Annotated in this window: 1 pseudogene; it reads left to right on the top strand. The window is 63.3% G+C overall.

The features are described from left to right. Nucleotides 1-800 (top strand): annotated as a pseudogene (locus HOC_RS22480) (ParB/RepB/Spo0J family partition protein); the annotation flags it as partial. Between the last annotated feature and the right edge of the window lie 98 nt (nucleotides 801-898).

The raw sequence follows: 898 nt of genomic DNA on the forward strand, positions 1-898 counted from the left end.
CGGAAGCAGCCGATACCAAGCCTGAAATGTCAGGACCGCTCGCACAATATATCGGCCTGCACCGCCATGGCGCGGCGCGCGCCACATTACTGGGTCACCCCGGAATCGCTCTCCGGCTGATGATCGCTCACGCCATGGTCGGGTCCTCCCTGTGGACCGTCAGGCGGCACGACTTCCTCGCCAGAAAGGAAGACATTCAGGCGAGCGTGGATGGCTCCCGCGCCACAGCTGAGATGAACGCGGCCGGAGATCATGTCCGCAGCCTGTTCGAAGCCCATGGGCTGGCATCCCTGCGCGCGAATGGCGATGACTATCACCTCAGTGACGTCTTTGCAGCGCTGCTCGGAATGGACGACACAGAGGCCCTGAGCGTGCTGACTTATATTATGGCGGATACGATGGAAGCGGGCGGCGTAATCGTTGAAGCCGTCGCTGTCGCCACCGAAACGGACATGGCCGCCTACTGGAAGCCGGAACCTGTCTTCCTTGATCTCGTCCGCGACAAGCGCGCCATCAATGCCATGGTGGCAGAGATCGCATCACCCTCCACGGCGAAAGCAGCCCTAACCGACACGGGCAAAGCCCAGAAGGACCTCATCTGGAACCGGATCGTGGGCGAAGGGTGTAAGGCCAATCCGGGCTGGCGTCCGGGATGGATGCGGGTGCCGCCGACACGCCTTGTCGAGGCTGCGGGGTCGCCGCCAGCCGATGCATGGGCCCGGATCGCCAGCCTGTTCACGTCAGATGACGGCGACGTTTCTCCCGAAGACCAGCCTGCCGCAGCGCAGGATGCCGCCTGACAGATTGCGGTCTCCTTGTCCGTGGAATCAGAAGCCGTCCGGCAATATGCCGGGCGGCTTTTCCGCCTGCTTCTACCGGATGACTGCGTACGCGCGCG

The sequence above is a fragment of the Hyphomonas oceanitis SCH89 genome, from assembly GCF_000685295.1.
Taxonomy (GTDB): domain Bacteria; phylum Pseudomonadota; class Alphaproteobacteria; order Caulobacterales; family Hyphomonadaceae; genus Hyphomonas; species Hyphomonas oceanitis.